This is a genomic window from Streptomyces sp. LZ34, assembly GCF_053890475.1.
In genome coordinates, this window is sequence record NZ_CM132680.1 from 2,189,711 (window position 1) to 2,216,449 (window position 26,739).

A 26,739-nucleotide genomic window follows, 5' to 3' on the forward strand; every position below is an offset into this window, starting at 1 on the left:
GACCATCCACGCCCGCGTGTTCCCCATGGTGAACCTCCGCTCAGCCTGTGCTCGGGTTCCGCGCGGAACACCGTACCAATTATTCCGCAAGTCCGTTTTGATCTAGCTACTCCAGACGGTTGGCCGTGGCTGCCCGGGCGACACCGCTGTGCCACACTGTGACTGAGGAGAGCCGACTCCATGAACGGGCCCGAGAGGCAGCACTCAGAGGTGGAGGAGCTGTTCGCCGCGGGCGGTTCGCTGGGCAGGCTGATGAGCGGCATCGACTGGGCGGCGACCCCCCTGGGACGGACGGATGTGTGGCCTGCCCGGCTGACCGAGGCCCTCCGTATCGTCCTCGACTCGGTACAGCCGATGGCGCTGTTCTGGGGCCCCGAATTCCGGATGCTGTACAACGAGGGCTACACCACCATCATCGGCAGCAAGCATCCAGGGGCGCTGGGCCGGCCGTGCGTCGAGGTGTTCCCGGAGAACTGGGAGACGACCACGGGTCCGCTGTTCCACTCCGTGGTGGACAGCCGCAAGCCGATCCTGATCAACGACATGGGTTTCGCATTCATCCGGGGCGGCTTCCTGGAGCAGTCCTATTACGACATCTCCTTCCAGCCGATGCCGATGCCGGACGGCACGGTGGGCGGTGTGCTGTGCGTCGTCACCGAGACCACGGCCCGGGTGCTCAGTGAACGGCGTATGCGGCTGCTGGCCGCGCTGGGCTCCAGGACGGCCGGACTGCTCTCCCCGCAGGACGTGGCGCGAGTGGTCGCGGAGGTGCTGGACTCCCACCGCGAGGACGTTCCGTTCATCGCCGTCTATCTGGCGTCGGGGCCCGGCGAGCTGCGGCTGGCCGCCGGCACGGCCGGCGCGGGGGACGCCACCCGGCCGCCGCCCGGGGAGCTCCGGCTCGACCGGACCGCCGAGGAGGACGGGCTCGCGGCGCGCGTGGCCGCGGTGGTCGGGGACGCCGCCCCGGCCTGGCTCCCGGGCGCGCTGCTCGGGCGGCCGGGAGAGGAGGCGCTGGCCCATCCGCTCATCCGCTCGGGCGAGGTGGCGGGCGTACTCGTCATGGGCGTCAACCCCAAGCTGCCCGTCAACGCGCCCTACCGGGACTTCTACGATGTGCTCTCCTCCGGTGTCAGCGCGGCGCTCGCGGCGGCGCACACCCAGCAGGAGCACCGCCGGCGCGCGGAGGCGCTGGCCGAGCTGGACCGCGCCAAGACGACGTTCTTCTCCAATGTCAGCCATGAGTTCCGCACCCCGTTGACCCTGCTGCTGGGGCCGGTGCAACAGGCCCTCTCGGTGGAGGACCGGCCCGAGCGGCGCAGGCAGCTGGAGCTCGCCGAGCGCAGCGCGCTGCGCCTGTTGAAGCTGGTCAACACGCTGCTCGATGTCTCCCGGGCGGAGGCCGGGCGGCTGAGTGGCAGCTTCGAGCCGGTGGATCTGTCGCGTGTCACGGTGGAGCTGGCGGCGGTGTTCCGCTCCGCCTTCGACCTGGCGGGGCTGAGCCTGCGGGTGGAGTGTCCCCCGCTGCCCAGGCCGGTGCATGTGGACCGGGAGATGTGGGAGAAGATCGTCCTCAATCTGCTCAGCAACGCCCTGAAGTTCACCTTCGCGGGCGGGGTCACGGTGCGGATGGCCGCCGTCGGGGACCGGGCGCGGCTGACGGTGGCGGACACCGGCACCGGTGTGCCCCCGGAGGAGCTGCCGTATCTGTTCGACCGCTTTCACCAGGTGCGCGGGGCGCGCTCACGCTCGCACGAGGGCAGTGGCATCGGCCTCGCGCTGGTCAAGGACCTGGTCGAGCTGCACATGGGCACCGTCTCGGTGAGCAGCAGGCCGGGCGAGGGCACCACGTTCACTGTCGAGGTGCCGTTCGGCACCGCCCATCTGGCGGCGGGGGCCGCCGTCACCGGTGTCCACGACCGGACCGCCCGGCAGGAGCGCACCGCCGCCTATGCCGGGGAGGCGCTGCACTGGCTGCAGAGCGACGCGGACGTACCCACGACCACTGTCACCGGCACCGCCCCGGCCCCCGCTGCCGACGAGAGGTCTCCGGTGGCCGCGCAGGAGGGCGACGGCGCCCGTCGGCCGCTGCTGCTGGTCGCCGACGACAACGCCGATGTGCGCGGCTACCTCAAGGAACTGCTCGGCCCGGACCACGATGTGCTGCTGGCCGGGGACGGCCGGGCGGCGCTGGAGACCGCCCTGTCGCGCCCGGTCGACCTGGTGCTGACCGATGTGATGATGCCCCGGCTGGACGGATTCGCGCTCGTACGGGCGCTGCGCTCGGATCCGCGGACCACCCGCCTGCCGATCATCGTGCTGACCGCCAGGGCCGGGGAGGAGGCGACGGTACAGGGCCTGCGGGCGGGCGCGGACGACTACCTCGCCAAGCCCTTCTCCGCCCGCCAGCTGCTCGCCCGGGTGCGCGCCAACCTGGAGCTGTCGCGGCTGCGCGAGCAGGTGCTCAGCGAGAGCCGCCGCCACGCGGCCACGCTCACCTCCCTCGCCCAGGCGAGCATGCTGTTCTCCGACAGCCTCGACCCGCCGCAGGTGCTGGAGACCGCGGAGGAGGTGCTGATTCCGGCCCTCGCCGACGAGATCCGGATCCACGTCACCGACCCGCGGGCCGAGCAGTCCGTGTTCGCCGCGGGTGAGCGGTCGGCCGGGGCGGAGGAGCTGGAGCGCGCCCTCGGCGACAGCCTCGGGGCGGGCCGCGCCGGGGCGCCCCCGCCCGAAACCGTCCTGTCCGTGCCGCTGGTCTCCCACGGCCGGACGCTGGGGGCCCTGGCCGTCGCCAGGCGCGGGCGGGCGTACCGCGAGGAGGACCGGGGCCACCTCGAATCCCTCGCCAGCAGGCTGGCTCTCGCCTACGACAACGCCGCCCGGTTCCGCAACGAGCGCCGGCTCGCGCTGACCCTGCAGCGGGCGTTGCTGCCCCAGCACCTGCCCCAGGTGGCCGGTCTGCGCACCGCGTCCTACTACCGGGCCAGCACCACCGGTACGGAGATCGGCGGCGACTGGTACGACGTCATCGCGCTGCCCGGCGGGGTCATGGGGCTGGCGATCGGCGATGTGATGGGTCACGACGTGAACGCCGCGACCGTGATGGGCCGGCTGCGGCCCGCCCTGCGCGGCTTCGCGCTCGACCGCGCCTCCCCGGGCGCGCTCCTCGCCAAGCTGGACGCGTATCTGCGGTCGCTGGACGTCGAACACTTCGCGACGTGTCTGTACGCGGTGTACGAGCCGCGGACCCGCCAGCTGCGGTGGGCGTCCTGCGGGCACCCTCCGCCGCTGGTGGTGGCGGGCGAGGCCACCGGTTTCCTGGAGACCCGGCCGGGCGCTCCGCTGGGGCTGGCGCAGGGGGCGCCGGAGGACCACGAGACGCGGCTGCCGGTCGGCGCCGGGCTGCTGCTGTTCACCGACGGTCTGGTGGAGAACAGCAGGCTCTCCATCGACGAAGGGCTGGCGGCCCTGCGGGCGACCTGCGCGGGGCTGCCCGAGGCGGCGCGGCTCGACCCGCAGCGGATCATCGATGGCTCCATGGGTCTGCTCCGCGCCCCCGGACACGTCGACGACGACACCGCCCTGCTCGCCGCGTCGGCCGGCTCCTGAGCCTCAGCCAGGTTCCGGGTTCCCGCCGGGTCCTGGGGCCCGCTCCAGCAGCTCGACCGTGGCGTCCACCGGAATCACGCCGCCCCGGAGCGCCACGAGCCCTGTCGCGGCGGGGCCGCGCGGCGGCCGCGGGTGGTGGCGCCGGGCACGCTTGCGCCCGGACGTACAGTGGGGAAAGGCGTGGTGTGCCGCGGTGCGCCCGCCTCCACGCGGCCGGCCCGTGACACGCATGGACACGGACCGTCACGAATAGACACGGGTAAGGAATGCCGCCATGGCCGACCCGAAGGGCTTTCTCACCACACCCCGCCGGCTTCCGCCGCGCCGCCCGGTGGCCGAGCGGGTGCGGGACTGGAACGAGGTCCAGGTGCCCGGCGGCCTGCTGCCGATCGTCGGCGCCCAGGCCGGGCGCTGCATGGACTGCGGCATCCCGTTCTGCCACGAGGGCTGCCCGCTGGGAAACCTCGTCCCCGAGTGGAACGACCTGGTCTCGCGCGGCGACTGGCGGCGGGCGAGCGAGCGGCTGCACGCGACCAACAACTTCCCGGAGTTCACCGGCCGCCTGTGCCCGGCACCCTGCGAGAGCGGATGCGTGCTGGCCATCAACCAGCCCGCGGTGACCATCGAGAACGTCGAGCGGGCCATCGTGGACCGGGCGTGGGAGAGCGGCTATGTGACCCCGAAGCCACCGGAGCGGCTGTCCGGGAAGACCGTCGCGGTCATCGGTTCGGGCCCGGCGGGCCTGGCCGCGGCCCAGCAGCTGACCCGCGCCGGACACACGGTGGCGGTGTACGAGCGGGCCGACCGGGTGGGGGGCCTGCTGCGCTACGGGATCCCCGAGTTCAAGATGGAGAAGCGCCACCTCGACCGCCGCCTGGCGCAGATGCGCGCGGAGGGCACCAAGTTCCGTACCGGCGTGGGTGTGGGCACCGACGTGGACGCCGCCGAGCTGCGGGCCCGCTACGACGCGCTGGTCATCGCGGTCGGGGCCACGGCGTGGCGGGAGCTGCCGGTGCCGGGTCGGGAGTTGGCCGGAATACACCAGGCGATGGAGTATCTGCCGCTGGCCAACCGGGTCCAGGAGGGCGACTTCGCCCGGCCGCCGATCACGGCCGAGGGCAGACACGTGGTGATCGTCGGCGGCGGGGACACCGGCGCGGACTGCCTGGGCACCGTGCTGCGGCAGGGCGCGGCCTCCGTCACCCAGCTGGACATCCACGCCCGGCCCGGGGCCGAGCGGCCCGAGGACCAGCCCTGGCCGGTCCACCCCAAGATCTACCGGATGTCCGCCGCCCACGAGGAGGCCCAGGAGCTGGGCGTGTCCCCGGACGCCGACGTGGACGCGCGGCTGTTCTCGGCCGCCACCATCCGCTTCGAGGGGGCGGACCCCGGCGCGGCGGGGGCGGCGGAGGCGACGGGCGGCGTCCGGGCGCTGCGTCTGGTCGGGGTCGACGCGGACGGGCGGCCCGAGCCGGGCTCCGAGCGGGTGCTGCGGGCCGACATGGTCCTCCTGGCGCTGGGCTTCTCGGGTCCGGAGCGGGACGGCGGTCTGCTCGACCAGCTCGGTCTGGAACTCGACGCCTGGGGCAACATCGCCCGGGACGAGGGGTTCGCCACCAGCAGCGAAGGCGTCTTCGTGGCGGGTGACGCGGGCCGCGGCCAGTCGCTGATCGTGTGGGCCCTCGCCGAGGGCCGTTCCGCCGCCGCGGCCGTGGACCGCTATCTCGCGGGCTCCACGGCGCTCCCGGCCCCCGTCACCCCGGCGGACCGGCCGCGCGTGGTCTGAGCACCGCGCCCCGGCGGATCCGCCGCATCGGCCCCGGGGCGGCGCTGTCAGACCCGGTGGATAACGTTCTTGGTGGTGGGGCCGTCCACGGCCGGGCCGGAACGCGGCGATAAACGCGATAAAGGCGATAAGGCGACAAAGGGGAGACAGTGGCACGGGTGACGGGGGAGAGCCGGCATGCCGCGGCGCGGGGGGTGATCGACCTGAGCGACCGCCGGGCGCTGCTGGAGTGTCAGGTGGCGGATCCGGCGGTGGCGGAGCAGGGCCGTCGGCTCAAGGAGGCGGCGCTGCTGGACTTCGGGGTCAAGGACAGCGTGGTGGGCTCGTGGCTGTACGCCAAGTGTCACCACCAGATCGCCACCGCGGCGGTGGCCACGGCGGCGGTGGTGGCTGTGGGCGACGGCAGCTGCCTGCTGCTGTACAACCCGGAGTTCTTCGTCCGGATCGGGCCGAGCGGAGTGCGGTTCGTCCTGTTCCACGAGGCGCGCCACCTGATCCACCGCCATCTGTACGTGGACGAGGAGCTGCGCGCCGACCCCGTCTTCGAGTTGGCCGCCGAGGTGGCGATCAACCATGTGGCCATGGTCCGGCTGGGGCGTACGGAGCTGCCCGCCCAGCAGGTGCCGGACGGCCACGGCGGGACCCGCGGCGAGCCGGTGGGCGTCGACCCGCGCGAGGTGCACCGGCGGTATGTGGCCGACCTGGCCGAGCAGGGCCTGACGCCGCTGTCCTACCGGGACTTCGTCGACACCGACCTCGGGGTGTACGGCGAGCTCAAGCGGATGAGCCGGCCCCCCGTACCGCCAGCGGTGTGCATCCATATGCGCCTGGCCGGGGCCGAGCAGGGCGAAGGGGCGGGCCCCAGGCTGCCGATGGACCAGGAGACGCTCTCCTCGGTCGTCGAGGCCACCCTGGACGAGGCGATGCGGGCGGCGCTGCGCGGCGAGGGCATCGCCCGGGAGGAGATGCTGGCCCTGGCGGACCGCACCGCCGGGGGCGGAAAGCGGCTGGAGCGCATGTGGGGCCGGATGGGCCTGGCCGCGCTGCGTGGGGAGACCCCGCGGACCCGGCGGGTGGAGTGGTGGCGGCGCTGGCTCTCCGATGTGCTGGCCTCCAAGCTGCGCGAGGGTGAGCGGCTGGTCTATCCGAAGAAGCAGGGGGCCGTGCTGCTGGCGCTGGGCCACGAGCCGATGCTCTCCCGGCGGGGCGCGGAGCGCACCAAGGTGGTGGTGGTCGCGCTGGACACCTCGGGGTCGATGCCGCAGGCGGTGGTCGACTGGATCACCTCGCTGGTGGGGCAGACCGACGGGGTGGAGAGCCACTGGCTGAGCTTCGACGGCGCCGTGATGCCCTTCGTCCCCGGGGAGCGGGTGCTCGGCGGCGGCGGGACGAACTTCCAACAGGTCATCGACTATGTCGAGGGCCGACTGGCGGTGAACGGGCGGCGGTTCGAGGAGCGCGCCGACGCGGTGATCATGGTCACCGACGGATATGCGCCCAGGGTCACCCCCGCCCACCCCGACCGGTGGATCTGGTTGATCACGGACGGCGGGGACGACTGGCCGGAGCGGCACGATCCACCGATGGCCTGCCACCGAGTGGTCACGGGCGACAGCTGACGGTCGACTCGCCGCCGGCCGTTTCGGACAATCGACAGACACACAACGAGGGAACAAGCCACTGTGAGCAGCGTGGAGACGATGGCACCGGCCGCGGGGGACGCGTCCGACGGGCGGGCGGGGCGGAAGACGCGGGAAACCCAGAAGATCCAGAAGGACCAGAAGGCCCAGAAGACATCGAAGCGGACCGGGCCGGGCAGCGGCGCCCGTCTGGAGCAGTTCATCAGCGCGATGATCGCCATGGGACAGACCGGGCAGGTCTTCGGGGAGCACGGCATCGGCAAGACGTCCACGTTTCTCTCCTACGTCCCCAAGGCACACCCCGGCACCGAGGTGATCCTGGTCCCGGCGGCCAATCTGACCCCGGACGACCTGCTGGTCAACGCGCCGGTGCGGGACGACCACAGCGGCGAGCTGGTCCTCACCCAACTGATCATGCGTCAGCTCACCCCCGGCAAACCCTTTGTGCTGCTGATCGACGACTCGCTTCAGGCCGGCGAGACCATTCAGTCCCAGCTGATGCAGATCGCCTGCAACTGGACGCTCGGCGAGCACGATCTGCGCGCGCTCGGCTGCGTCGGCGTCTTCCTCGCCGACAACGAGTCGCTGGCCGAGACCAGCGCCCGGCGCAGCGATCTGGCCGTTCTGGACCGTATGGTCACCCTGCGGGTGACCGCCAATGACACCGCCTGGCGGCAGAAGCTGGCCGAGCGCTACGCGGACTGGGACCTGACCGAGGTGTTCCGGCTCTGGGCCGGGCTGACCCCGCGGCTGCGCTCGCTGCTGTCTCCGCGCACCCTCCAGCACGTACTGGACTGCGCCCGCGCCGGGTTTCCGTTCTCCTGGGGGCTGCCGCTGGTCGGCGGTCAGCGGCTGCGCCTGCGGGATGTGAAGTCGGACGGCAAGCCGGGCCCCGACCGCACGGCCGAGATCCTGGACGGCATCGCGGCCGCCATCGGCTGCCCGAACCCGGCGACCATCGCCGATCCGGTGCGCGCCATTTTGCGCACCGCCGTCCGGGAGAACTGGTCCGTGCTGCTCCAGGGCCCGCCCGGCTGCGGCAAAACGGAGATCACCAAGGCGGTGGTCCGGGAGGAGACGGGGCGCGACCCGGTCTACTTCTCGCTGCCGGTGACCAACGTCGAGGACCTGTGTGTGCCGATCCCGACGCCCGACGGCACCTTGGACACGCTGCTCAGCCGCTCGCTCATGGGGCCCGAGCCCAAGGTGATCGTCTGGGACGAGTACAACCGGCCCAAGGACAAGGCCACGTTCGCCAAGCTGATGGAGATCACCCAGGAGTGGTCGCTCGCCGGGCGGCCGATTCCCGGGCTGTGCGCCCAGATAGCGCTGCAGAACCCGCCGTACCACCTCGGCCGCAAGCTGCTGGTCAGCAGCAACAACGTGGCGCAGGCCAGCCGCTTCACGGTCAGCTACGAGGTGAGCCCGCAGGACATCCCCGCCAATGAGTGGCTGATCGACACCTACGGCGAGGTGGCCGAGACGGCGCTGGAGTGGTGGAAGAGCGACATCGACGACGAGGGCCGGGAGTGGATCACCAAGCGGACCCTGGAGCGGCTGATCAAGCTGCATCGGGCCGGGCAGCCGCTGGAAATGGGGCTGATCTACCTCGGCGACGGGGAGTACGCCCCGGTGCCGCTGTCCCAGCTCGAGGCGCGGCTGTCGGAGAGCTCCGGCCGGAAGGTCATCGGGCTGCGGGAGCTGGCGCGCGATGCGGCGGAGTGGGAGGCCAGGCTGGCCGCGGCCTGTGAGAGCTCGTCCGAGGGCACCAATGACACCGATCTGGTGCACCAGGTGTTCGCCAACGCCGAGGTCTCCCAGCTGAAGCGCCATGCCGAGGTGGTCGCGCGGCTGCTGCGCCATATGCCGCCGAAGCTGCGCGCCGCCCATCTGGTGGGGCAGACCCCGGAGCGGCAGCGGTTCTGGATCGGCGCGCTGTCCAGGATGGCCGAGCGCCGCGCCCCATGATCCCCGCTCCTCCCGCCCCTCCCGCCCCCTTGGCATCGCCCTTCTCAACGATCGGAGAACACCCGGCGTGGTGACCCTCGACGAATTCCTGCTCTCGGCCACGTTCCGGCTGGCCGGCCCCGCACTCGCCCCTGACCTGATGGCCCGGCTGCGCGAGGAGACCATGTCGCTGATGTCCGGACGGGCGCCGCTGCCCGGCTATCTGGTGGATGAGGCGTTCGCCAAGAGCGACGCCGAACTGGTCTGGGCCCTGGCGGGATGCTCGCTGAACGCCGAGCGCGAGCCGGCGCTGTTGCGCCTCGCCGGGCTGGGCTACACGGCCCTGGGCCCAAGGCTCTACCGGGGGTACGGCGACCGTCGGAAGCTGCGGGCCGCGGTGCTGGAGGGCGCGAAGCGGAATCTGGACGACCCCGACTGGCATGAGCCGGACGGGCTGGTGGAGTATCTGCTGAACGTCTCCGGCCGGGGTGAGCTCATCCCCGCGCTGCGCGCGCCCTTCCCCAGCGTCGTGCGCCACGCCCTGAAGTCCGTCGGCCACGAGGCGGGGGCGGACGACCAGCTGGCGGCCTGCCGGGCGGTGCTCACCTACGGCGGCGTGGCCGAGCTGGCCACGCTCGCCGAACTGCCCGCGCTGCGCCCGGCGGTGGCGGAGCTGGTGCGCCGGGCGGTGGCCGCGCCGGACCCGGCGGCCGTGCTGGAGAGCGCCTCGGCGGCCGAGGCCGCCGACGGGGCCACCGACGAGGCCGCGGGACCCGTACCGGCCACCGGCGCCCCGCCCCTGTCCGGGGCGGACCTGGTGAACCGGCTGCGCGAGGTGAGGTGGGAGCGCGACGCATTCCCCCTGGACAGCGTGGACTGGGACCCGCTGCTGGTCGAGCACCGGCGCGAGCCCCTGCCGAACGGCGCGCTCCTCATGCTGGCGGCCCGCCAGGACTGCCCGGACGAGATCGTGCTGGCGGCCTACAAGAAGTCGCCCCGCCATCTCCCCGGCACCTCCCCGCTGCCGTGGCAGCTGCTCACGGACGGCGACTGGAACGACTCCCACTCCCGCTTCGACCTGTCCAAGCTGCTGGGCCGGGGCATCCACAGTGGTGACTATCCGGTGCCCCGGGTGCTGGCGGAGATCCGCCCCGCCCGTACGGTCCTCAACTCGCTGCCCTACGGCGAGGCTCCCGTCCGCGAGGCACTGGCCTCCCTGGTGGCCGAGCTCGGCGAGGACTTCGCCACCTGGCGCGCCCTGTATTCGCTGATGCCCCGCTTCGCCGGGACGAGCACGGAGCTGTTCGCCGCGGCCCGCGAGCAGACGGCCAAGCACCGGGGCAAGCCCTGGCCCCGGGCGCTGGCCGCCGAGTACCCGGCCAGCGCACCGGAGGGTGCCCGGGCGGTGTTCCTGCAGCTGTACGCTCTGGCCACCGAGGACGTCCGGACGGCGCTGGCCGAGCACCTGGACCGCCGCACCATCCAGCATGTGCTGGTCCATCACCAGCCCTCGGCCGCCCTGCGCGACCGCTTCGTCGCGCTGCACGGGGTCTCCGTGCTGGCCGGTATCGCCTCCAGCTGGGAGCTGCCGGAGGACACCATCGCGGAGCTGCTGCTCCACGACGACCCCGAGATCAACGCCAAGCTGTATGTCCACACCCCCCTGAGCCCCGAGCAGCGCCGGCAGATCATGGCCGGCCGGCGCAGTCGGCCCGACAGCGGCGAGGGGCCGCTGCCGCTCGCCGAGGAGGTGTTCGGGGCCCTGCGGGACAGCGGGCGCCGCCACTGGCTGCTGCCGATCTGCGAGGCCGGCGATCCGCGCCTCGCCCGCATCCTGCTCGGCAAGATCAAACTGCATACGCTCGCCGGGCAGCTGCTCCTGCTGGTGCGGCTGTGGGAGCGGCACGGCGCGGAGGAGGTGCGCGCGCTGCTCGACGAGACCGAGTTCCCCGAGCGGCGCAGCAAGAAGCACCCGCTGCCGGCGGCCACCCACAAGATCGTCCGGTCCGCGCTGGAGGCGGCGGACGGCCTGGCCGAGCTGCGCGAGCGGCTCGCGGCGGCGCGGTCGCCCGCGAGCCGGGCGGCATTTTTGCGCACCGCGGCCGAGGGCCGGCGCGACCAGCTCACCGGGGCGCTGGAGCGGCTGACCGAGGAGACCGGCCCGGGCCTCCCGTGGGAGGAGCTGACAGCCGAGCACGGCCGCGAACCGCTGCCGGACGCCCTGCTGGTCGAGCTGGCGACGCACGGCGAATTCCCGGAGGAGCTGCGCGCCGACTGCCGGGCCGCGGAGGTGCGGCTGGAGCACCGGGACCATCCGCACCGCCTCACCGGCCCCCGCCCCACCGCGCTGGACCTGCTGCGCCACCACCAGCTGCCCCCGTACACGTACGGACACCAGAACTGGCTGAAAATGGCGCTGTCCTACGGGCACCTGACCTTGTCGGACATCCTGCACGAGGCCCGGCCCGCCGCCGTCGCCGCGACCTTCCTGGCGAACCGTCACGAGGAGTCCGGAGACGGCGGCAGGGACGAGCAGCTGAGCCGGGTCCGCCAGGAGACCATGGACCTGATCACCGCCCACCTGGGCAAGGATCCGGAGGCGTGGGCGGTGGCCATGCGGCTGATGCCCGAGTTCACCGGCACCCTCCCGGAGCTGCTGGCCACCACGGCGGCGGTGATCAGCTGAGGGCGAGCACGGAGGAGAGGGACGACGCGGACGACTCGGGCGGCAGCGTCTGCTCGGTCCAGATGACCTTGCCTCTCCTGGTGTAGCGGGTGCCCCAGCGGTCGACCATCTGGGCCACCAGGAACAGCCCGCGCCCGCCCTCGTCGGTGATGGCGGCCCGGCGCAGATGGGGCGCGGTGGTGCTGCCGTCGGCGACCTCGCAGATCAGGGCCCGGTCGCGGAGCAGGCGCAGCCGGATGGGGCCGGAGGCGTGGCGGACGGCGTTGCCGAGCAGTTCGCTGACCACCAGCTCGGTGGTGAAGGCCGCCTCCTCCAGGCCCCAGTCCGCGAGGGTGCGGGCCACGGCGGCCCGCATGTCGGCGACCACCGCGGGGTCCGAGGGGAGGTCCCAGGAGGCGATGTGGTCCTCGGCCAGGCCGGTGGCGCCGGCGACGAGCAGCGCCATGTCGTCGGTGGGGTGGCTCGACGGCAGGGCCTCCATCACCGTCCGGCAGGTGCGCTCGGGGTCGGGGTCTGCGCGGGCGAGCGCGCCGAGCAGCCGCTCGATACCGGCGTCGACATCGACGCCGTCGGTCCGGAGGAGCCCTTTGGTGTACAGCACCAGGCGGCTGCCTTCGGGGAAGTCGATCTCGGCGGTCTCGAAGGGCAGCCCGCCCAGGCCCAGCGGCGGTCCGGCGGGCAGGTCCAGGAGGGTCACCGTGCCGTCCGGGCGCACCAGGGCGGGCGGCGGGTGGCCGGCCCGCGCCAGGCCGCAGCGCCCGGCGACCGGGTCATAGATCGCGTACAGGCAGGTGGCGCCGGCGACCCCGGGGCCGGGGGACGGACCGTCCGCGACGGCCTCCTCCTGGTCCAGGTGGTCCACCACGTCGTCGAGGGCGGTCAGCAGCTCTTCGGGGGGCAGGTCGAGCGAGGAGAAGTTGTGCACGGCGGTGCGCAGCCGGCCCATGGTGGCGGCGGCGTGCAGACCGTGGCCGACGACGTCGCCGACGACGAAGGCGACGCGGGCGCCGGACAGGGGGATGACGTCGTACCAGTCCCCGCCCACCCCGGCGTGCCCGGGCACATAGCGGTGGGCGACCTCGACGGCCTCGTGCTCGGGCAGCTCGCGGGGCAGCAGGCTCTGCTGGAGGGCCACCGCGGTGGCGTGCTCGCGCGCGTAGCGGCGGGCGTTGTCGATGTACGCGCCCGCCTGGCTGACCAGTTCCTCGGCGAGGGTGAGATCGTCGTCCTCGAAGGGCGCCGCGCGTGCCGAGCGCCAGAATTCGGCTTGGCCCAGGATGACGCCGCGCGCCGTGAGCGGCACCGTCACCGAGCCGATCGGCTCACTCCCCAGGGAGAGCGGGAGGCGTCTCGCCGGCTGCTCGCCGCTGATCGCGACGCGGCGCATCCGGGTGTCCGCCACTCCGGGACGGGCCCCCGGCTCCTCACCGCGCAGAACCCACTCCATCAGGTCGACGGTCACGACGTCGGCGAAGCGCTCCACGACGACCTGCGCCAGCTCCTGGGCGGTGCGCACCATGTCGAGCGTGGTGCCGACCTCGACGCCCGCGTCGTACAGCAGCTCCAGGCGCTCCCGCGCCCGGTCGGCCTTGTCCGTCAGGGCTTGGAGCTCGGTGGTGTCGCGCAGGGTGGCGACGCTGCCCCAGGGCTGTCCGCGCCGGCGGGCCGGGCGCTGGCTGACGCACAGCAGCCGCTCCCCCACCGGGTGGATTTCGTCGGTGGCCAGGCGGCCCGAGGCGAGCAGGGCGGCGGTGTCCGGCGGGAGGCCCGCGTCGGTCACCTGCTTTCCCTGGGCGTCGGGCGGCAGCGCGAGGAGCCGGCGCGCCTCGTCGTTGGCGAGTAGCAGCCTTCCCCCGTGGTCGACGATCAGCACGCCCTCCCGCACGGCGCGCAGCACGGCGTCGTGGTGCTCGTACATCCTGGCGATCTCGGCGGGCCCGAGGCCATGGGTCTGGAGCCGCAGCCGCCGGCTCACCAGCGCCGCCCCGCTCGCGCCGAGCACGAGGGCCAGGCCCAGGGAACCGAGGATGACGGGCAGCTGGCGGTCGACCGAGCGGCGTACGTTCGGGATCGTGACCCCGGCGTTGACGATGCCGACCACCTTTCCCCTGGAGTCGGTGACCGGGACCGCCGCGCGGATGGAGGGGGCGGAGAGGGTCACGCCGGGGACCTTGTCGGTGAAGGAGCGGCCCACCGTGGCCGGGTAGAGGGGGCGGTCGACGCGCTTGCCGATCTCGCGGGGGTTGGGGTGGGTGTAGCGGATGCCGCTCGGGCTCGTCACCACGATGTAGTCGATGCCGGCGTCGCGTCTGACCCGCTCGGCGGAGGGCTGGAGCGTCGTGGTCGGATGGCGGGACTCCAGGGCGGGGAGGACTCCCGGGGCGCGGGCGAAGGAGTGGGCCACGGCGAGCGCGCGGCCCCGGGCCTGGTTCTCGCCGTTGCTCCGGGCCTGTAGGACCAGCGCGGCGCCCGCGGCGGCGACGAGCAGCGCCGTGATCACCAGCAGCAGGGCGAGCGCCTGTCCGGCGACACTGCGGAAGCGCAGCGCCGAGCCCACCTTCATCTGGTCTTTCTAGCACATTTAGGGCATTCGCACCGCTGCTGGTGGCGCAGCCGCTCACATATTGATCATGTGGCCCGCGAGGCCGTGCACGGCCTCCTTGACCGCCTCGGAGAGCGTGGGGTGCGCGTGGACATTGCGCGCCACCTCGTGCGCGGTCAGATCCCAGAGCTGGGCCAGCGTCAGCTCCGGCAGCAGCTCGGTGACCTCCGGGCCGATCAGATGGGCGCCCAGCAGCTCGCCGTGGCGGCCGTCCCCGATGAGCTTCACAAAGCCGACCGGGTCCCCGATGCCCTGCGCCTTCCCGTTCGCGGTGAACGGGAACTTCGCCACCCGCACGTCGAAGCCCCGCTCCCGGGCCTGGGCCTCGGTCCAGCCGAAGCTGGCGATCTGGGGCCGGCAGAAGGTCGCCCGCGGAATCATCACGTAGTCCAGCGCCATGGTCTCCGCGCCCGCGATCGTCTCGGCGGCGACCACGCCCATCGCCTCGGCCGCGTGGGCGAGCATCAGCCGCGCGGTGACGTCCCCGACCGCGAAGATATGCGGCACGCTGGTGCGGCAGTACGCGTCGACGGCGATGGCGCCCCGGTCACTCAGCCGGACGCCGGTGTTCTCCAGCCCGTAGCCGGTGACCCGGGGCCGGAAACCGATCGCCTGAAGCACCGCCTGGGCCTGTAGCGTCTGCCGCTGGCCGCCCGTGGTCACCATGACCTTCACCGAGGGGCCCGAGTCGTTGATCGCCTCGACCCGGGTGGAGGTGAGGACGTCGATACCGAGCCTGCGGTAGCGGCGCGCGAGCTCCGCGGAGACCTCCTCGTCCTCCAGCGGGACGATCCGGTCCAGGAACTCCACCAGCGTCACCCGCACCCCGTAGCTGCGCATGATGTACGCGAACTCGACGCCGATGGCGCCCGCCCCTGCGATGATCACGCTCTCGGGCAGCTCGGGGTCGAGGATCTGCTCCTCGTAGGTCACCACCCGCTCGCTGACCGAGGTGCCGGGCAGCAGATTGGTGATCGCGCCGGTGGCGATCACGCAGTGGCCGAAGGTGAGGGTCTCCGCTCCCCCGGCGGCCAGGTCGATCCGCAGCGTACGGTCGTCGGCGAAAGTGCCCCGGCCGTCGTACTGGGCGATCTCGTTCTTCTTCATCAGGTAGTGGACCCCCCTGACGCGTCCGTCGGCGACCTTGCGGCTGCGCTCGTAGGCCACCTGGTAGTCCAGGATCACCTGCCCGTCCACCCGGATGCCGAAGGTCTGGGCCTCCTTGGTGAACAGATGGACCAGCTCGGCGTTGCGCAGCAGGGCCTTGGAGGGGATACAGCCCACGTTCAGGCACACCCCTCCCCAGAACCGCTCCTCCACGACGGCCACGGACAGGCCGAGTTGCGCGGCGCGGATCGCCGCGACATAGCCGCCCGAGCCCGCCCCCAGGACCACGACGTCAAAGTGTGCGCTCATGCGTCGCACCTTAGACAGCAATACCGGATAAAGCAGGACGTATCGCCCCGGACGGAGCCGATAGAGTCAGGGCATGGCTTCAGGTATGGCTTCAGACGAGGCGCCGGTACGGGTCGACAGCTGGATCTGGTCCGTACGGCTGACGAAGACGCGGTCGCTGGCCGCCACGGCCTGCCGCGGCGGCCACGTCCGCGTCAACGGGGATCGCGTGAAGGCCGCCCACGCCGTGCGGCCCGGGGACGAGGTGCGGCTCTTCCACGCCGGGCGCGAGCGGATCGTCGTGGTGAAACGCCTGGTGCGCAAGCGGGTCGGGGCGGCCGTCGCGGCGGAGTGCTTCGTCGACAACTCCCCTCCCCCGCCACCGCGCGAGGAGCTCGCCGAGGTCGGCCATCGCGACCGCGGCGCCGGCCGCCCGACCAAGCGGGACCGGCGCGATATGGAGCGGCTGCGCGGCCTCTGAGCGGCCGGGCCCGCCACCGCGCCGCGCCGCCTGCGCCGAACCGATTCAGCGCAGGGCGGCGGCGGGCGGGTGCTCGCGCTGCGCTCCGTAGGCCAGGAAGTACGCCGGGGCCCGCTTCAGCCAGGGCGCCGCGTTCAGCACCCGCACCACCCGGGGCGGCCGGGACCCGTCGCCGAACGGGGTGCGGCCGGCCAGCACCGGCCCGATGACCCGCGCATGGGCGGTCCGCTGCAGCGCCTGCGCCGCCGCGGCGGTCGGCCATCTGCGGCGCTGCACCTCGCGCACCTCCCGCAGCCCGACACTGCCCCTGGCGCCGCCTGCGGCCAGCGGCCCGGCGAGGATACGGGCGGCGGCCACGGCGTCCTGGACGGCGAGGTTGATGCCGATTCCGAACACCGGCGACATCGCGTGTGCCGCGTCCCCGATGCACAGCAGCCCGGGGCGGTGCCAGCGCCGGAGCCGGTCCAGCCGTACGTCGAGCAGCTTCACCTCGTCCCATGACCGCAGGTCATGGGTGCGGTCCGCCAGCCACGGGGCGACCGCCGCGAACTCGGCCATGAACCGGTCCAGACCCGCCGCGCGCCGGGCCGCGTCGGTGCCCTTGGGGATCAGCGCGGCGCACTGCCAGTACTCCCCGCGGTCGATCATGGCGGTCAGGAAGCGGTCACCGGCGTTTCCCACCAGCCCCCGCGGGTCGCCCTCGTGCCGCGGCAGCCGGAACCACCAGGCGTCCATCGGGCAGGGGAACTCCCGCAGCCCCAGTTCGGGCAGCCGCCTGGCCAGCGAGCCCCGGCCGTCGCAGGCCACGGTCAGGGTGGCCCGCAGCTCGCCGGTGCTCCCGTCCGCGGTGCGGTAGCGCACCCCCGCGACCCGGCCGCCCTCCATGAGGAAGGAGGTCGCCTCGGTGTTCATGCGCAACCGGAAGGAGGGCTCCCGCTCGCCCTCGTCCGCCAGCAGGTTCAGCAGATCCCACTGCGGGACCATCGCGACGTAGTTGTACTTGCCCGGCAGCGCACCGATGTCGCCCACGGTGAACAGCGAGCGGCCCGGGCCGATCGGCAGCTGAATGGTGTGCACATGCCGCTGTGGCAGCGCGGCGAACCGTTCGGCGAGGCCCAGTTCGTCCAGGAGCGACAGCGTGCTCGGGTGCACGGTGTCGCCACGGAAGTCACGCAGGAAGTCGCCGTGCTTCTCCAGGACCGTGACCTCCACCCCGGCGCGCGCCAGCAGCAGCCCGAGCACCATCCCGGCCGGCCCGCCGCCCACCACACAACACCTCGTGTGTTCCATCGTCTCCGCTCCCTTCGGCTCCCGGCCACGGTATCCGGGGAGGAAATGGCGCGGCCGGCAAGGACACCTCCGGTTGAGTCTCCCGGGGCTCCCGTCCGTATCTCCTTCCAACGGGTCCTGACGGCCCTGACGGCGCGGTGCGCAGGAGGAGGTCTGTATGGCTGCCGGAACCGATCCCGAACAGCCCACCGGGCGGCAGGTGATCGAGCCGACCCGGATCTTCCGTGCGGTCGCGAAGCCCGACGGGGAGGGCGGCCCGCCGGCCGATGCCTGGATGGAGGAGCTGGACCTCTTCCGCCCGCTGGTCGAGCCGCCGCCACCCCGCGCGGACGACATCGCCGACGCGGACACCGAGGAGTTCGACCCCGGTCTGCGGACGGCCGCCGAGCCGCCGGACTCCGCCGCCGGGCACGCCGCCCCCGCCGCGTCCCCGCTCTGGCGCCGGCCGCGCCCCGCCGCCCTGGCCACCGCGGGGGCGGTCGGGGCGGCCCTCGCCCTCGCGCTCGTCCTGCTCCTTCCCGGCGCCGACGGAAGCACCGCGGCGCAGCCGGATCCGGGGGGCGGCACCCCGTCCCGCGGTACGTCGGCCCCCGCGTCGCCCGCGGCGCCCACCGAGTCCGCCGCCCCGCCGGCCGGCGCCGGACAACAGGAGGGCCAGGGCGCGGTGCTGTCCCTGGGGGACAGCGGCCCCGAGGTCTCCGAGCTCCAGTCCCGGCTGCTGCGGATCCCGGACGTGTACGCGGGCGGGTCGGTCAACGGCCGGTACGACCAGAGCCTCGCCTCCGCCGTGGCCCGCTTCCAGCTGTGGTACGGGATACGCGGCGACGAGGACGGGGTGTACGGCGACGACACCCGGCGCGACCTGGAGTCCCGCACATGAACCCCGAGCCGCGCCGGGGTTCATGCCCGGGGCGCTCACAGCACGGTGGCCGACCGTCAGCGTGCCTACAGCGCGGAGTGGGCCAGCCAGTGGTCGAACAGCCGCCCGTCCCCTTCGACCGCCACGCGCTGCGGCGGCAGGCGTCGCATCAGCACCAACAGCAGGTCTTCCACCGCACCCGTCACCGTGACATCCGTCGAACCCTGGCCCCGCCGCCACGACACCCCCGTCGGCGTGCGCGTGATCACCCACCCCTCGATCGACTCTTCGGAAGGCCGCAGCCCGATCGAGCCCGCACCCCACAGCGAAGCCACCGCGGGCTTCAACGCCGCGGTCACCGGCGAGGACAGCAGCTCCAGGCACTGGGTCACCGCGTCGGCCGCCAGGTCGGGTTCGAGGGCGTACTCCACACCGGCCGACAACGCGGCGTCGACGGCGTGCACCGATGTGTCGTGCGTCGCCTGCCGCAGCCAGAACGATGCCGGTCCCGGCCCGGCGACCGTCCATACCTCCGTGCCAGGACCGACCGCCCGCACCGCCTCGACAAGCTCCGAAGCCCCCGCGAGCAGCCATGCCCGCCAGTCCTGCGGGAGCACCGCTTCACGCGGATCAGGGATGCCGTCGGCCGAGCCGCCACGAACGATTCCCGCCGCCCAGCGCGACGCCTGCCCGAGGTGTCCGACGAGGACCCGAAGCCGCCACTCAGGGCACGTCGGCACGGGAGCGTCCCAGTCGGTTCCGTCCACGGCATCCGCGAACGCCGCGGTTTGTACGAGCAGGCCCGAGGCCAGCCGGTCGATATGAGGCTGTGTCATGCCGCGTACGGTAGGAACTCCACCCGGGTGGAGGTTCAAGTGCGCGAGGACACCTTGTCCATCGGCGAGCTCTCACAGCGGACCGGCGTGCCCGTGCGCACGATCCGCTTCTACTGCGACGAGGGCTTCGTCGAGTCGGTCCGCAGCACCGGTGGGCACCGTCGCTTCCGCACGGACACGGTCGAACGGTTGACGCTGCTGCGCCGGCTGCGAGCGCTCGGACTCGGGCTGACGGCGATCGACGCCGTGCTCAGCGGTCGGCGATCCGTCGCCGAAGCCGCCGCGCGAGAACGCGCGAAGATCGACGTCGAGCTGGCCGCGTTGGCCTGGCGCCGCGCCTCGCTCCGGGCGGTCGAGCAAGCGGCACCGGCCGAGCGGGCCGCGAGGTTGGAACTGCTGGCCGCGGTCACCGACGGCCGGGCGGCACAGCATGTCCTCGAGGCGTTCTGGAGCCGCCTCGCCCTGCCCTCGATGCCCGAGGACGGGGCCGGCATGTTCCTCTCCGTCAGCGTCCCCGAGCCACCTGACGACCCCACTCCCGAGCAGGTGGTCGCCTACGCCACGCTGGTCGCGATCGTCGACGACCACCGGCTCCGGCAACAGATCTGGGCACGCGCACGTACCGGTGAAGAGTTCATCGCCTACCGGAACGCCTTGCTGGACCGGGGAATCGGCGAAGCGTGCGAGCTCGCGCGCCCACGCGTGCGGGCGGGCGAGCGGCCGGGCCCCGGCCCGTTGCTCGACCGGTTCGTCGAGGTGCACGCGACAACGCGGGGCACGCCTGACAGCCCGGCGTTCCGGCGCGCCCTGCTGCGCACCGCGGCGGTCGACCGAAGCCCGGGCCTGCGCCGCTACTGGGAACTCGTCGGCGATGTCACGGGCGAGGCCGTCACCGTCGGCGAGGCGCACTCCTGGTTGCTGGACTCGCTCGACCGCGCGGTGGCGTAGGCAGCGAGCGGGCGATCACTTGACGAAGTCCCGGACCACCTTCGGGGGCCAGGAGCCCACTTCGAGCACGCCCATGGAGTAGGCGCGGGAGACCAGGGCGGCCCGGTTGGGGACCCGCAACTTACGCAGTAATCGCGTCACGTGGTACTCGACCCCCTGGCGGCTGAGGTAGAGCCGGGACGCCAGCGGGATGGTCGAGACCCCGGCGGCGATGCCTTCCAGGATGCGCGCCTCGATCTCGGTGATGACCTTCTTGTGTTGGGTGACGACGTCCGCGTCCTCGGAGGCGGCGGATGAGCGCATCACGACCAGGATCGAGGCGACGCGGGAGGTCTCCCCGCGCACCGGGACCGCCGTGAGCGCACTGGTGAACGCCGTGCCCTCGGCCGCGACGGCGACGACGTGGGTGGCGAACCGGCGGCGGCTGCCGTCGACGAGCCGGGCGAACTGGTGCCTGAGCGGCTGCCGCAGGCTCGGATGGGCCAGGTCGCAGAAGGCGCGGCCGCAGAAGTCCGTGGAGGAGCCTCCGAACTGCCGGAAGAACTCCTGGTTCGCCTGCTGGACGAGCAGGTTGGCGTCGAGGCGGGCCACACACGCGCCTGGCTGGTCGAACTGCCCGAGGAGGTCGGCGTACTCGAGCTGATCACGTCCTGCGTCGTGGGATATCGCTGTGTCTGCGGGCGCGGGAATCGCCAATGGCCTGCCGTCCCTTCAGGGATCCGTTCCCCGGAAAAAGCGGGAACGAAATAGTGGTCGTGCAATTTAATATTCCGGTTCGGAGACTAGGTAGCCCCGGACACGGGAGTCAACGTCCACTGGCGGCGCGCCGCAAATCCTGTGGTGCGTACGGCGGATGGTTCGGTCCTCGGGCCGCGGTTTCGGTGGTTCGGTTCGGTGTCCCCACCAGGCACACCGAACCTATGTCAACGCTCTGACCTGGCCAACAGGTTGCCTCGCCGAGACATGTCCGTCCGCCGCCCCGGGTGCGGGGACATCGGCCGCACTTCGGGTCGCGGTCGCACCGTGGCAAGCACGAGGGGACACGGCCGGACGGCCGTGCATTAGCAGCGTTAACTGCCTTTGACCGCTTGCAGCCGCGGCAGGGCGGCGATGAGTTCGCGCCGCCCGGATACGGACAGCTTGCGATAAGAATTCGTCAGATGCTTCTCGACGGCACGGGACGTCACGCCCAGCTCCCCGGCGATCTCCGTATTGGTCAGCCCGCGGCCGGCCAGGGCCACCACCCGCCGCTCGGTGCGGGTCAGCGCGTCCTCCAGCCTTACGGTGCCGTCCCCGCCGTCGCCGCGGGCCCGTTCGACCAGCCACGGCGCCTCGCACTCGGCGGCCAGCGCCGCGGCCTCCCGCAGCATGTCCTCGGCCTCGGCGCGGCCTTCGAGGCGTCGGCCCAGCAGCAGGAGGGAGCGGGCCAGTTCGAGTTCGTTGGCCGAGCCGCGCAGCACGCCGACCGCCTCGCGCAGCAGATCATCGCCCGTCTCGCCGCCCATCAGCGTGCCCTTGAGCCGCAGCGCCCGGCCCATGGCGATGGGCGCGCCCCACTCCTCGGCCCGCAGCCGGTCCTCTTCGGCGAGCGCGAGCGCCGAGCGGATGTCGCCCAGCCGCTGGTACAGGCCGGCCGCGCGGAGCCGCCACGGGAACAGCACCGGGTTGCGCCAGCCCGCCGCCTCCAGCCGGCGGCCGCAGGCCATCAGGGTCTCCACGGCGACTGCCCAGCGGCCGCGGTGGGCGTCCACGGACGCGCCGAGGAACTGCACCGCCGCCGCCAGGGGCAGGCAGGAGGACGTGCGCCGGGATGCGTCCTCCAGAACCCGTTCGCTCAGCGCGGGGTCGCCGATCTCCAGGGCCGTGCGGATGAGGGCGACGGTGGAGGGGACGCCGAGTTCGTGCCAGTGGGCCTCGGACAGCCGCAGGGCGCGCTCGGCGTGGGCGTGGGCCAGGACCGGCCGGCCGCGCGCCATGAGCACCATCGCCCGCTCGAGATGGCCGAACCCGTCGGCGACCGTGGCATCGTCCTGCCGTCTGATCCGCTGCTCGACGGACAGCCAGGAGCCGACGGCGTCGGCGGAGTCGGCGGCGACCAGCGCGACGGTGGCCAACGGCAGCGCGGAGTACACCCGCGCCGACGCGACCGGTTCGCGCTCCAGAAGGCGCTTCGCCAGCCGGGTGACCTCGGCCGCGGGCCGCCCACAGGTGAGTGTGGCGGCGCTGACCAGCACCGCGACCAGTTCGCGCTCGGCGGCCGTGGCCGTCGGCGGCTCCTCCCCCATCCCGTACAGCCGCTCCACCGCCGAGGCCAGCTCAGCCGGGTCGTCGATGCCGCCTTGGCGCAGCCGCGCCTCCAGCCGCAGGGCCACCTCGCGCGTCGCTCCCTCCAGCGCGTCCGGCGGGCCGAGCTCCTCGGCGACCTGCCGCAGCAGGTCGATGGCCGAGGGACGCGTCAGACCCATGACGGCCGGTGTGAGCCGCAGCGCCGCGGCGGCCCGGTGGCCGACCGTGGGGAGCAGGGGGATCGCCTGGGAGATATGACGTTCGCACGCCACCGGGTCGAGGCCGCGCTCCGCGGTGGCCAGGTCGATCAGCAGCCGCGCCCGGCCCTCGCCCGACAGGGAGCCGTCCAGCAGGGCGCGCCGCAGGTAGCGTACGGCGGCCTCGGGAGCGCCCCGGCGCAGCGCCACGTCCGCGGCGGCCCGCAGCACGTCCACCGACCACGGGTGGCGGGAGGTGACGCCCGCCATCAGCTGGGCGGCCACCCGTTCGTCGGAGCGCCCGGCGCGGTACAGCAGCTCCGCCGCGCGGTCGTGCAGCCGTTCCCGCTCCGCGACGGCCAGCGAGGACTGGACGGCGTCCGCCACGACGGGGTGGACGAACCGCGGCTCCCGCTCGTCGGCCGCCAGCCCCAGCGCGTGCAGGGCGCGCAGCGCCGCCGCGAAGTCGATCGGGTCCAGGCCGGCCAGCCGGGGGACGAGTACGGAGTCGCCCTGGTCGCCGAAGACCGCGATCGCGGCGGCCAGGTCACGTACCGGCCGCGGCTGTAGGCGTACGCATCTGGCCAGCCGCTCGCGCAGGTCGGAAGGGCGCGCCGCGCGGACCGCGCCGACCCGGTCGGCGGTCGGCCGGTGACCGGCCGCCGCCAGGTCCAGCAGTACGGAGGTCAGCGACAACGGGCTGCCGGCGCAGGTCTCGTGGCAGGCGTGGATGAACTCCTCGTCGCCCGGCTCGCCGAAGTGGTCGCGGATCAACTCCGCGGTGGCCGCGGAGGACAGCGGGCGGGGGCGCAGCCGGTGTGTCGCGGCCTCGACGACCTCGCTCAGCAGGGGGTGCCGTCCGCGGGGTTCCCCGTCGCGCAGGGTGCACACCAGGACGGCGCGCAGCCCTCGCAGCCGCTTGGCCAGGTAGGCCAGCCAGCGCAGCGAGGGCGTGTCCACCCACTGCAGGTCGTCCACCAGGATCAGCAGCGGGCCGTCGGCGCAGACGCCTTCCAGCAGCGAGCGCAAGGCCCTGAGCACCGGCTCGTAAGCGGCGGTGGGACGGTCGTCCACGGGCATGGCCTCGTCGGCGAGGGCCAGGTGGGCGAAGCCTGCGCTCTCGCGCGTCCAGCGCTCGCGCAGCTCCCGGGGGGCGCCCGCCAGCAGGCTGTCGAACAGCTGGCGCACCACGCCGAAGGCGAAGTCCTGTTCCACCGGGGCGGCGTTGGCGCGCAGCACGCGCACGCCCTCGGCCTCGTTCACGGCTCGCGCGGGCAGCTGCTGGAGCAGCGCGGACCGGCCGATGCCGAGCGGGCCGGTCAGCAGGACGAGGGAGGGCCCGCCCTCGCGGGCGGCCCGTAGCGCGCCGGTGATCTGCGCCAGTTCGACGTCCCGCTCATGCAACATCCGTGTCGTAGCCCTCCATCGAGCGCACCAGCTCACGCAGTTCGGCCCGGCCGCTGATCCGCAGCTTCTTGTACGCCCCGCTCAGCCGCAGCTCCACCGTGCGGGTGGTGACCGAGAGCGTGTCGGCGATGTCCCGGTTGCCGTGCCCGAGGCCCGCGAGGGTGGCGGTCCGCCGCTCGACGTCGGACAGCACGGCCCAGGCGGCGGGCAGGCCGCGGCCCGCGGCGCAGGGCGGTCTGCCGAGCCGCTGGGCGAGTGCGCGCGCCCGCGCGGCCAACCTGCTGCCGGGCTGGGCCGAGGTGAGCCGGGACAACTCGGCGATCAGGGGCTCCGCGGCCTTCCGACGCCCGGCGTCCAGCTCCACCGTGGCCAGTTCGATCAACGCCCCGGCGTAGGCCATGTGGGCGGGGGTGGCGCGGAGGGTGCGCACGGCCTCGCGCAGTCTGGTGGCCCGTCCGTCGCGGGCCACCCGTCCGACGCCCAGCTCGGCCCAGCCGACGGCGCTCGGCGCGCCCCAGCGCCGGGCCAGCGCGAGCTCTTCGCGGCTGAGCCGGTGTGCCTCCTGGTGGTGGCCGAGTGCGTGGCAGGCCCGGGCGGCCATGGAACGCCAGGGCAGCAGGGCCGGGTTGAGGTACTGCAGGCGCAGCAGCCGCCGGCCGGCGGCCAGCAGCAGGTCGATCGCCTCGACCGGTTTGCCGTCGGCGATGTCCACCAGCGCCCTGGCGAACAGCAGATGGGCCCCCGCCATGCTGTTCCACGACGCGTCGGGGTCGGGCAGGGCCATGAGCGCCGCGGTCTGCTTGCGGTCGCCGCTCTCCAGCGCGACGAGGATCCGTACGGCCCGCGCGTAGGGGGCGTAGAGAGGGTGCAGGTGGGTGTGCGGCAGGGCCCGCTCGGCGGCGGCGACATCCCGCTCGGCCAGATCGGGCCGGCCCCGGCGCAGGTTCAGATCGCCGCGCCCGGTCAGCACCAGCGCGGCGGCGGCGCGGGCGTGGCCGCGCCGCGCCTCGGTGAGCAGGGCGTCAAGCCGCAGCCCGGCCTCGTCCATCTCGTCTGCCAGGCACAGCGCCCGGCACGCCGCCAGCCGGGGCAGCAACAGCCCACCCTCGTCGGCGGGGCCGGCGAAGGCGCTGCGGGCCAGCGCTCTGGTGGTGAGCAGGTCCTCGCCGAGCAGGGCCAGCTGCCAGGCGCGCGCCCCGGCCTGGGCGGGCGAGGTGGGGTGGGCGGGGAGCGGGGGGACCTCGTGCAGCAGCAGGTCGGTGTCGTCGTGGCGGCCCAGTTCGGCGAGCCAGAACAGGGCGATCAGGGAGCTGCGTTCGCCGTCCCGCGCGGCGGGCAGCGCGTCCGTCAGCGCCCGGCGTACGACGTCGGCGCCGCCGCGGGCCAGCGCCAGGTCCGCGGCGCGCAACCGCGCCCCGGCGAGCTCGGCACCCGGTGAGCGGAGGATCTGGGCGAACCGGCGGTCCCCGGCCTCCGGCGCGTCCAGCACCTCGACGGCGGCGAGCCGAAGGCTCAGCCGGGCCCGCTGCTCGCGGTCCAGCGGCTCCTCCAGCGCGCGGGCCAGACAGGCGATCGCGTGGCCGTGGTCGGCGGCGCGCAGCGCGTCGGCGCCGGCGCCGCGCAGTACGTGGACGGCCCAGGGCTCCCCGATCGGGCGGGCGGCGAGCAGCAGCCGGGCGATGTCCGCGTCGTCCACGGCGGCCCGGTGGGCGAGCTCCGCGGCGCGCGCGTACAGGTCGGCCCGCTCGTCGGCGGGCATCTCCTCCAGCACCCGGGCCCGGACCTCCGGGCCGGTCAGCCGCGGCGCCGCTCCGCTGCCCGAGGCGGTGAGCCCGGTCGCCTCCAGCGTCTCGCGCAGCCCCGCCTCGTACTCCGGGCGCGGCCGGGCGAGGGTGCATACGAGGGGGAAGTCCAGCAGGTCGCCGCAGACGGCCAGGGCACGCAGGACCGCGACCGCCGGGGCGGGCAGACCGCGCAGCGCGCGGGTGGCGTGGTCGGCGGTGGCGGCGGCCGCGATGGCACGCAGCTGGGGGATCCGGGCGTCGGCCGGTTCGTGTCCGGCGTCGCCGAAGCGGCGCAGCGCGTCGTGGAGCACCGCCGGGTTGCCCCCGGTGGCCTCGGCCGCCACCGCGGTGAACCGTTCCTGCCCCTGGCCGCCGCACACCAGGGTCACCGCGACGGCGGCCTGGGCGGGGCCCAGCGGCGGAAGCACCAGCCGGGACACACCGAGCGCCGGCGGGGAAACGGTGCGCGACAGCGGGGAAACGGGGACCGGCCCCGGGGCGCCGTCGGACAGAGGCACGGGGCCGGTGGCGCCGGCCAGCACCATGACCGGCGCCCCGGGCAGCCGCCGCACCAGTGCCTGGAGCCAGTGCAGCGAGTCCGGGTCCAGCCACTGCAGGTCCGCCACGGCCAGCAGCGTCGGCCGGTCCCGGGCCGTGCGCAGCAGCTCGGCCAGGCCCGGTAACGGCCCGTCGCGCCCGGACGGGTCCCCGCCGGGTACGGCGTCGGCGGGCGATCCCAGCAGCTGTGTCACCGCCGCGTACGGCAGATCGCTCTCGCCGGGGGCGCCCTGGGCGCGCAGCACACGCAGGCCGCGGTCCTCGGCGAGCCGGGCCGCCCACCGCAGCAGCGCGTTCTGTCCGAAGCCCGCCGGCCCGCCCAGGGTGATCACCGCCGGGCGCCGCGCGCTCAGGCCGCTGACGGCCTCGGCCAGGACCTCTTGCTCAGGTTCGCGCCCGAGGAGCGGGAGCCCGGGGAGCTGCAT

General features: G+C 73.7%; 15 protein-coding genes. 8 read left to right on the plus strand and 7 right to left on the minus strand.

The window, feature by feature from the left end; genetic code table 11:
- Positions 1 to 180: 180 nt before the first annotated feature.
- From ACWY4P_RS07810 to ACWY4P_RS07830, 5 genes are all read left to right on the plus strand, one after another.
- Positions 181 to 3,612, plus strand: coding sequence for a SpoIIE family protein phosphatase (locus ACWY4P_RS07810; RefSeq protein ID WP_456209432.1), 3,432 nt, complete (start codon positions 181 to 183; stop codon positions 3,610 to 3,612).
- 274 nt (positions 3,613 to 3,886) lie between these two features.
- The gene (locus tag ACWY4P_RS07815; RefSeq protein WP_456209433.1) at positions 3,887 to 5,398 is read left to right on the plus strand and encodes a glutamate synthase subunit beta; all 1,512 of its coding nucleotides are present in this window, start codon (positions 3,887 to 3,889) and stop codon (positions 5,396 to 5,398) included.
- A gap of 194 nt (positions 5,399 to 5,592) precedes the next feature.
- Positions 5,593 to 7,017 (plus strand): DUF2201 family putative metallopeptidase, encoded by a 1,425-nt coding sequence (locus ACWY4P_RS07820; RefSeq protein ID WP_456212847.1) that lies wholly within the window; start codon positions 5,593 to 5,595, stop codon positions 7,015 to 7,017.
- A 231-nt stretch (positions 7,018 to 7,248) separates the two neighbouring features.
- Complete coding sequence (locus ACWY4P_RS07825; protein ID WP_456212848.1) at positions 7,249 to 9,006, plus strand: ATP-binding protein; 1,758 nt, start codon at positions 7,249 to 7,251, stop codon at positions 9,004 to 9,006.
- A gap of 70 nt (positions 9,007 to 9,076) precedes the next feature.
- A complete protein-coding gene (locus ACWY4P_RS07830) occupies positions 9,077 to 11,671 on the plus strand; it encodes a hypothetical protein (RefSeq protein WP_456209434.1) in 2,595 nt (864 codons plus the stop codon).
- Here ACWY4P_RS07830 and ACWY4P_RS07835 read toward each other — a convergent pair.
- Complete coding sequence (locus ACWY4P_RS07835; RefSeq protein WP_456209436.1) at positions 11,664 to 14,234, minus strand: SpoIIE family protein phosphatase; 2,571 nt, start codon at positions 14,232 to 14,234, stop codon at positions 11,664 to 11,666. The genes ACWY4P_RS07830 and ACWY4P_RS07835 overlap by 8 nt on opposite strands.
- A gap of 54 nt (positions 14,235 to 14,288) precedes the next feature.
- On the minus strand, positions 14,289 to 15,689 hold the full coding sequence (gene lpdA / locus ACWY4P_RS07840; RefSeq protein WP_456209437.1) for a dihydrolipoyl dehydrogenase: 1,401 nt from the start codon (positions 15,687 to 15,689) through the stop codon (positions 14,289 to 14,291).
- An 85-nt stretch (positions 15,690 to 15,774) separates the two neighbouring features.
- Between lpdA and ACWY4P_RS07845 the strand changes: the two genes are divergently transcribed.
- Entirely contained in the window at positions 15,775 to 16,149 is a 375-nt protein-coding gene (locus ACWY4P_RS07845) for an RNA-binding S4 domain-containing protein (RefSeq protein WP_456212849.1), read from the plus strand.
- 45 nt (positions 16,150 to 16,194) lie between these two features.
- On the opposite strand, the gene ACWY4P_RS07850 is transcribed toward ACWY4P_RS07845, so the two are convergent.
- Positions 16,195 to 17,439, minus strand: a complete 1,245-nt coding sequence (locus tag ACWY4P_RS07850; protein WP_456209438.1) for an FAD-dependent oxidoreductase — start codon at positions 17,437 to 17,439, stop codon at positions 16,195 to 16,197.
- Positions 17,440 to 17,596: 157 nt separating this feature from the next.
- Here ACWY4P_RS07850 and ACWY4P_RS07855 point away from each other — a divergent pair, with 157 nt between their 5' ends.
- Positions 17,597 to 18,319, plus strand: coding sequence for a peptidoglycan-binding domain-containing protein (locus ACWY4P_RS07855; RefSeq protein ID WP_456209440.1), 723 nt, complete (start codon positions 17,597 to 17,599; stop codon positions 18,317 to 18,319).
- Positions 18,320 to 18,384: 65 nt separating this feature from the next.
- On the opposite strand, the gene ACWY4P_RS07860 is transcribed toward ACWY4P_RS07855, so the two are convergent.
- Entirely contained in the window at positions 18,385 to 19,134 is a 750-nt protein-coding gene (locus ACWY4P_RS07860) for a maleylpyruvate isomerase family mycothiol-dependent enzyme (RefSeq protein ID WP_456209441.1), read from the minus strand.
- Between the two features lie 39 nt (positions 19,135 to 19,173).
- Here ACWY4P_RS07860 and ACWY4P_RS07865 point away from each other — a divergent pair, with 39 nt between their 5' ends.
- Positions 19,174 to 20,082 (plus strand): MerR family transcriptional regulator, encoded by a 909-nt coding sequence (locus ACWY4P_RS07865; protein WP_456209442.1) that lies wholly within the window; start codon positions 19,174 to 19,176, stop codon positions 20,080 to 20,082.
- A 15-nt stretch (positions 20,083 to 20,097) separates the two neighbouring features.
- Here the strand turns inward: ACWY4P_RS07865 and ACWY4P_RS07870 are convergent, their stop codons facing one another.
- The 3 genes from ACWY4P_RS07870 to ACWY4P_RS07880 all read right to left on the minus strand — a co-directional run bounded on the left by ACWY4P_RS07870 (position 20,098) and on the right by ACWY4P_RS07880 (position 26,739).
- Positions 20,098 to 20,673, minus strand: a complete 576-nt coding sequence (locus tag ACWY4P_RS07870) for a LuxR C-terminal-related transcriptional regulator (protein WP_456209444.1) — start codon at positions 20,671 to 20,673, stop codon at positions 20,098 to 20,100.
- 479 nt (positions 20,674 to 21,152) lie between these two features.
- Positions 21,153 to 23,972, minus strand: coding sequence for an ATP-binding protein (locus tag ACWY4P_RS07875; RefSeq protein WP_456209445.1), 2,820 nt, complete (start codon positions 23,970 to 23,972; stop codon positions 21,153 to 21,155).
- Positions 23,962 to 26,739 (minus strand): AAA family ATPase, encoded by a 2,778-nt coding sequence (locus ACWY4P_RS07880; RefSeq protein ID WP_456209447.1) that lies wholly within the window; start codon positions 26,737 to 26,739, stop codon positions 23,962 to 23,964. The genes ACWY4P_RS07875 and ACWY4P_RS07880 overlap by 11 nt, the downstream gene beginning before the upstream one ends.

Excerpts from the sequence above, each read along its gene's own strand:
- ACWY4P_RS07825 (WP_456212848.1), top strand. The coding sequence starts at position 7,249 with ATGATCGCCATGGGACAGACCGGGCAGGTCTTCGGGGAGCACGGCATC.
- ACWY4P_RS07875 (WP_456209445.1), bottom strand. The coding sequence starts at position 23,972 with ATGTTGCATGAGCGGGACGTCGAACTGGCGCAGATCACCGGCGCGCTA.
- ACWY4P_RS07845 (WP_456212849.1), top strand. The coding sequence starts at position 15,775 with ATGGCTTCAGACGAGGCGCCGGTACGGGTCGACAGCTGGATCTGGTCC.
- ACWY4P_RS07855 (WP_456209440.1), top strand. The coding sequence starts at position 17,597 with ATGGCTGCCGGAACCGATCCCGAACAGCCCACCGGGCGGCAGGTGATC.
- ACWY4P_RS07810 (WP_456209432.1), top strand. The coding sequence starts at position 181 with ATGAACGGGCCCGAGAGGCAGCACTCAGAGGTGGAGGAGCTGTTCGCC.
- ACWY4P_RS07880 (WP_456209447.1), bottom strand. The coding sequence starts at position 26,739 with ATGCAGCTCCCCGGGCTCCCGCTCCTCGGGCGCGAACCTGAGCAAGAG.
- lpdA (WP_456209437.1), bottom strand. The coding sequence starts at position 15,689 with ATGAGCGCACACTTTGACGTCGTGGTCCTGGGGGCGGGCTCGGGCGGC.
- ACWY4P_RS07835 (WP_456209436.1), bottom strand. The coding sequence starts at position 14,234 with ATGAAGGTGGGCTCGGCGCTGCGCTTCCGCAGTGTCGCCGGACAGGCG.
- ACWY4P_RS07860 (WP_456209441.1), bottom strand. The coding sequence starts at position 19,134 with ATGACACAGCCTCATATCGACCGGCTGGCCTCGGGCCTGCTCGTACAA.
- ACWY4P_RS07850 (WP_456209438.1), bottom strand. The coding sequence starts at position 17,439 with ATGGAACACACGAGGTGTTGTGTGGTGGGCGGCGGGCCGGCCGGGATG.
- ACWY4P_RS07815 (WP_456209433.1), top strand. The coding sequence starts at position 3,887 with ATGGCCGACCCGAAGGGCTTTCTCACCACACCCCGCCGGCTTCCGCCG.